This window comes from Mycobacterium sp. (assembly GCF_049683935.1).
Classification (GTDB): domain Bacteria; phylum Actinomycetota; class Actinomycetes; order Mycobacteriales; family Mycobacteriaceae; genus Mycobacterium.
The window spans coordinates 1-6,378 of the sequence record NZ_JBAUJR010000105.1 but is presented as its reverse complement, the minus strand read 5'-3'; the positions used below and the strand labels follow the sequence as shown (position 1 = coordinate 6,378).

5 protein-coding genes are annotated in these 6,378 nt (G+C 67.3%); all 5 read right to left on the bottom strand.

Features of this window, described 5'->3' with window-relative positions:
• A partial coding sequence (gene pyrF, locus WA965_RS05815; protein ID WP_526447226.1) for an orotidine-5'-phosphate decarboxylase occupies positions 1-589 on the bottom strand: 589 nt, incomplete at its 3' end.
• Positions 590-591: 2 nt separating this feature from the next.
• A complete protein-coding gene (gene carB, locus WA965_RS05810; RefSeq protein WP_526297567.1) occupies positions 592-3,930 on the bottom strand; it encodes a carbamoyl-phosphate synthase large subunit in 3,339 nt (1,112 codons plus the stop codon).
• A complete protein-coding gene (gene carA, locus WA965_RS05805; protein WP_526297569.1) occupies positions 3,931-5,055 on the bottom strand; it encodes a glutamine-hydrolyzing carbamoyl-phosphate synthase small subunit in 1,125 nt (374 codons plus the stop codon).
• A complete protein-coding gene (locus WA965_RS05800; RefSeq protein ID WP_526297571.1) occupies positions 5,052-5,555 on the bottom strand; it encodes a PH-like domain-containing protein in 504 nt (167 codons plus the stop codon). Before WA965_RS05800 ends, carA begins: the two co-directional genes overlap by 4 nt.
• Positions 5,552-6,378: dihydroorotase (locus tag WA965_RS05795; protein ID WP_526447224.1), on the bottom strand; the 827-nt coding region annotated here is incomplete at its 5' end. The genes WA965_RS05800 and WA965_RS05795, both read right to left, overlap by 4 nt.

The window sequence follows — 6,378 nt, the reverse complement described above, 5'->3', positions numbered from 1 at the left end:
GCGTGGCACCGACGACCACGCCGACCAACCCCGGCCGCTCCCTGTTGACCGCGGCCGCGGCGTCGACCATGGACTGGGCCACCGTGAGTCCCCCCGATTCGGCGCGCTGCACGGAGGCTCCTTCCGGGTTCGACGTCGCGGCCAGCACGAACACCCCGCGGCCGTGTTGGTGCGCCACGTCCAGCAGCGGCTGCAACGACCCGAAGCCCAGATAGGGCGAGGCGGTCACCGCGTCGGCAACCAACGGCGAGTCACCCGCCCAGGCCTGCGCGTAGGCGGCCATGGTCGAACCGATGTCGCCACGCTTGGCATCGGCGAGCACCAGCACGCCGGAATCCCTCAGCGCGGCGATGGTGTGCTCGAGCACGGCGAATCCCGCCGACCCGTACGCCTCGAAAAACGCCACCTGGGGTTTGACGACGGCAAAGCCCTCGTAAGCGGCCACACAGATATCACTGAAGCGCGCCAGACCCTGCGGGTCGGTGGTCAGCCCCCACGCGGTCAGCAGTTCGGGATGGGGATCGATCCCCAGGCACAACGGACCCCGTTGCGCCATCGCGCGGGACAGGCGGTGACCGAACCCGCCCACGGTCAGGACCCCAACGTGCTGTGAAGTTCCTGCAGCGACATCACGCCGATGTCGCCGCGGATGCCTGCCTCGATCCCCTGGACCGCCGCGGATGCGCCCTGCACGGTGGTCACGCACGGGATGTTCATCGAGACCGCCGCCGAGCGGATCTCGTACCCGTCGATGCGGGGTCCGGAATTGCCGTAGGGCGTGTTGATCACCATGTCGATCTCCCCCGCCCGGATCGCGTCGACGGCCGACAGCGCAGGCCGGTCCGGACTGGGGGACTCAAAATGCTTCCGCACTTCGTCACACGGAATCCCGTTGCGCCGCAGCATTTCCGCAGTTCCTGCGGTTGCCAGCACCCGGAAGCCGAGATCGGCGAGGCGTTTGACAGGGAACACCAGCGAGCGTTTGTCCCGGTTGGCCACCGAGACGAACACCGTGCCCCGCACCGGCAGCGAACCGTAGGCGGCGGTCTGGCTCTTGGCGAACGCGCTACCGAAGTCACGGTCGATGCCCATCACCTCGCCTGTGGACTTCATCTCCGGGCCCAGCAGCGAATCGATCTGGCTGCCGTCGGCCTTACGGAACCGGTGGAACGGCAGCACGGCCTCCTTGACGGCGACCGGGGCGTTGCGCGGTGTGTTACCACCGTCGCCGGTGCGCGCCAGCACCCCCTCCTCACGCAACTGGGCGATGGTGGCGCCCAGCATGATCCGCGCGCAGGCTTTGGCCAGCGGCACTGCGGTGGCCTTGGAGACGAACGGCACGGTGCGACTCGCCCGCGGGTTGGCTTCCAGAACGTAGAGCACGTCGTCCTTGAGCGCGTACTGCACATTGAGCAGTCCGACCACTCCGACACCGAAGGCGATGGCCTCGGTGGCACGTCGGACGGCCTCGATGTCGCTGCGGCCCAACGTCACCGGCGGCAGCGCGCACGCCGAGTCGCCGGAGTGGATGCCCGCCTCCTCGATGTGTTCCATCACACCGCCGATGTAGACCTCGGTGCCGTCGCAGAGGGCGTCGACGTCGATCTCGATCGCGTCTTCCAGGAAGCGGTCGACCAGGACCGGGTGCTCGGGAGACAGTTCGGTGGCGCGGGTGATGTAGCCCTCGAGGGTCTCGTCGTCGTAGACGATCTCCATACCGCGCCCGCCGAGCACGTAGGACGGTCGCACCAGCACCGGGTAGCCGATGTCGGCGGCGATCTTGCGGGCCTGGTCGAAGCTGGTCGCCATGCCGAACTTCGGTGCGGGCAGACCGGCGTTGGTGAGCACCTCGCCGAAGCGACCGCGGTCCTCGGCCAGGTCGATCGCCTCGGGTTTGGTGCCGACGATCGGCACCCCGGCCTTCTCAAGACGTTCGGCCAGGCCCAGGGGGGTCTGGCCTCCGAGTTGCACGATCACGCCGACCACGCCGGGCCCGCCGCGTCCGGACTCCTGTTCGGCGTAGTAGATCTCCAGGACGTCTTCGAAGGTCAGCGGTTCGAAGTAGAGCCGGTCGGCGGTGTCGTAGTCGGTGGACACGGTTTCGGGATTGCAGTTGACCATCACCGTCTCGAACCCGGCCTGGCTCAACGTCGTCGCGGCGTGCACGCAGCTGTAGTCGAACTCGATGCCCTGCCCGATGCGGTTGGGCCCGGACCCCAGGATCAGCACCTTGGGCCGCTCCGCCTGCGGCGCGACTTCGGTTTCCGCAGCGGGATCCAGCTCGTAGCTGCTGTAGTGGTACGGGGTCTTGGCCTCGAACTCCGCGGCACACGTATCGACGGTCTTGAACACCGGGTGGATCCCCAGCCGTTGCCGTAGCGACCGCACACCCATCTCACCGGCCAATTCCGGTCGCAGTGCGGCGATCTGACGGTCGGAAAGACCGTGGTGCTTGCTGCGGCGCAGCAGTCCGGCTTCGAGCACCGGTGCGTCGATCAGTTCGGTGCGCAGCTCGACCAGGCCCGCGATCTGCTCGACGAACCATGGGTCGACCCCGGAGGCTTGTGCCACCGTCTCGACGGTGCCGCCCAGTCGCAACGCGTACTCGATGTCGTAGAGCCGACCGTCGGTGGGGGTGCGCAGCCGCTCCAGGACCTCGTCCAGAGTCCCCTCGACCTCCGCACCCGTCCAGAATCCGGCCCGCTTGGTCTCGAGAGACCGCATCACCTTGCCGAGCGCCTCGATGAAGTTGCGACCCAACGACATCGCCTCCCCCACCGATTTCATCGTGGTGGTCAGCGTCGTGTCGGCGCCGGGGAACTTCTCGAACGCGAACCGCGGAGCCTTGACCACCACGTAGTCCAGCGTCGGTTCGAAGCAGGCGGGGGTTTCCTTGGTGATGTCGTTGACGATCTCGTCGAGCGTGTAGCCGATGGCGAGCTTGGCGGCGATCTTGGCGATCGGGAACCCGGTGGCCTTGGAAGCCAGTGCGCTGGAACGTGATACCCGCGGGTTCATCTCGATGACGATCAGTCGCCCGTCGGCCGGGTTGACCGCGAACTGGATGTTGCAGCCGCCGGTGTCGACCCCGACCTCTCGCAGAATGTCGATGCCCAGCGTGCGCATGGTCTGGTACTCGCGATCGGTCAGCGTCATCGCCGGCGCCACCGTCACCGAATCGCCCGTGTGCACACCCATCGGGTCGAAGTTCTCGATCGAACACACCACCACCACGTTGTCGCGGCCGTCGCGCATCAACTCGAGTTCGAATTCCTTCCACCCGAAGATGGACTCCTCGATGAGGATGTTCGCCGAGGGCGAGGCGGTCAGACCGTCGCCGGCCATCCGCTCGACGTCCTCGGCGGAGTAAGCCATCCCCGACCCGAGGCCGCCCATCGTGAAGCTCGGCCGCACCACCACCGGCAAGCCGAGGTCGGCCACCGTCTCACGCACCTCGTCCATCGTGAAACAAACCCGGCTACGGGCTGATTCACCGCCGACCTTGCTGACGATGTCCTTGAACTTCTGCCGGTCCTCGCCCCGCTGGATGGCCTCGAAGTCGGCGCCGATCAGCTCGACGTCGTATCTGTCGAGGGCGCCGTTCTCGTAGAGCTGGACCGCGGTGTTGAGTGCGGTCTGTCCGCCGAGGGTGGCCAGCAGCGCGTCGATCTTGTTGCCGCGTTCGGCCTGCTGGGCGATGACCCGCTCGACGAACTCCGCGGTGATGGGCTCCACATAGGTGTGATCGGCGAACTCGGGGTCGGTCATGATCGTCGCCGGATTGGAGTTGACGAGGCTGACCTGCAGGCCCTCGGCCCGGAGCACCCGGCAGGCCTGGGTGCCGGAATAGTCGAACTCGCAGGCCTGACCGATGATGATCGGGCCGGAGCCGATCACCAGCACGTGGTTGATGTCTGTGCGACGCGGCATCTACTTCTCCCCTGCCATCAGATCCACGAATTGATCGAACAGATACTCGGCGTCGCGTGGACCCGCGGCCGCCTCAGGGTGGTACTGCACGGAGAACGCCCGCCCGCTGACCAGTTTGATTCCCTCCACCACACCGTCGTTGGCGCAGGTGTGGCTGACCATCGCCCGCCCGAAAGGCGTGTCGAACTCTTCGCCGGCCTCGCCCTCGAGCGCAAAACCGTGATTCTGCGCGGTGATCGCCACCCTGTTGGTGGTGTGGTCCATCACCGGGATGTTGATACCACGGTGTCCGAACGTCATCTTGTAGGTCGAGCGGCCCAGCGCCCGGCCCAGAATCTGGTTGCCGAAACAGATGCCGAACAACGGGATTCCAGCGTCGAGTACCGCCCGGGTCACGGCGACCACGTGATCGGCAGTCGCCGGATCACCCGGTCCGTTCGACAGGAACACACCGTCCGGACGCAGATCGGCGATTTCACTGAACGCGGCCGACGACGGCAGCACGTGCGTGCGAATCCCACGCCGGGTGAAATTGCGTGGCGTGTTCGTTTTGATCCCCAGGTCGAGCGCCGCGACGGTGAACCGTTGCGGCCCCTCGGGTTCGACGACGTAACTGCCGTCGGTGCTGACCTCGCCCGCCAGGTCCGCGCCGAGCATCGCGGCCTGGCCGCGCACCCGGGACAGCATCTCGTCGGCGTCGGCGAGCGCGGTGCCGCTGAACACCCCGGCCTTCATCGAGCCGCGACTGCGCAGGTGGCGCACCACCGCGCGGGTGTCGATACCGGCGATCCCGACGACGCCCTGACGCACCAGTTCGTCTTCGAGAGTGCCGGTGGCGCGCCAGTTCGAGGCTCGTGGCGACGGGTCGCGTACCGCGTAGCCGGCGACCCAGATCTTGTCGGCGCGGCTCTCGCTGTCCTCGAGGTTCCAGCCGGTGTTGCCGATCTGCGGCGCGGTCGCCACCACGATCTGGCGGTGGTAGCTGGGATCGGTGAGGGTCTCCTGGTAGCCCGACATGCCGGTGGAGAACACGGCCTCACCGAGCGTCTGACCGACAGCGCCGAACTCCGTCCCGGTGAAGATCCGACCGTCCTCGAGCACGAGGAACGCAGTGCGTGCGGTCATGCAACCTCCTCCGGCAGCCATTTCGAATAGTCGCGTCGGTCGTCGGCGCGGAAACCGGTGTCGATCTCTGCGCCGGACTGCAGCCGCCAGCGGATCGCAAGAATGCCCTCATGCGTCAGCGCCTTACCAGCGAGGTTCTTCTCGGCGCGGATGTCGACGATCGCCTCCTCGGGTATCCAGATCGGCCCGGCACCCTTGCGCTGCAACATGATTCCCTCCGGATAACGGCTGAGGACAGCCTTGGCGCGGAAGCCGAGATCGCCGGCGGCGACGCGGTCGTTCCAGTGCGGCACCAGCGTGCTGCCGACATATAGACCTTTGGTGGCCGAGACGGTCACCTGACCGACGGTGTCGGGCAGCGACGGGAGCGTTCCCACGATGAGCGCCTGCCGCTCCACACGGCGACGCCACCCGCGGATCATCGCCTGGATCAGCACCGCGATCACCAGGACCAGCACCCCGGCCATCACCAGAGAGGCGATCAGTGTCGGAGTGTTCACCCGCGCGCCTCGCCGCCGCGGGCGCTGATCTTGCCGCGCAGCATCGTCGCCGTCACCACCGCGGGCAACACCATCTCCTCATACGGCGTGTTGTCCGACCTGCTGGCAAGCGCGGGACCGGCCACCGTCCACGAGGAGTCGGGGTCGATCACCGTGAGGTTCGCGGGCTCACCGACCTCCAACGGTCGCCCCTGATCGGGCAGTCCGACGATCCGCGCCGGGCTCTCGCTCATCACCCGGGCGACATCGCGCCACGTCAGCAGGCCGGGTCCGACCATCGTCTCGACCACGACTGACAGCGCCGTCTGCAAACCCAGCATGCCCGGCCGGGCATTGGCGAACTCACACATCTTCTCGTGCTCAGCGTGCGGAGCGTGATCGGTTGCCACACAGTCGATCACACCGTCCGCGAGTGCCTGGCGCAGGGCCACGGCATCGCTGGCCTCACGCAACGGCGGGTTGACCCGGTTGCGCCCGTCGTAGCTGTAGAGGCGGGTGTCGTCGAGCAGCAGGTGATGCGGCGTGACCTCCGCGGTGATCGAGATCCCCTGCTCTTTGGCCCATCTCACGAGTTCCACGGTGCCCGCGGTGGAGGCGTGGCAGATGTGCACCCGGGCGCCGGCGTCGCGGGCCAGCAGTGCGTCGCGGACGACGATCGATTCCTCGGCGGCACGCGGCCAACCGGCCAGTCCGAGCTTGGCCGCGTTCGGACCCTCGTGCGCGATGGCGCCCACGGTCAGTCGTGGTTCCTCGGCATGCTGGGCGATCAGCACGCCCAGGCCGGTCGCGTACTCCAGGGCGCGGCGCATCACCAGTGGGTCGT

What these genes read in the sequence shown, in the direction of transcription:
- carB (WP_526297567.1), bottom strand. Translation starts at nt 3,930, where the DNA reads ATGCCGCGTCGCACAGACATCAACCACGTGCTGGTGATCGGCTCCGGC.
- carA (WP_526297569.1), bottom strand. Translation starts at nt 5,055, where the DNA reads ATGACCGCACGCACTGCGTTCCTCGTGCTCGAGGACGGTCGGATCTTC.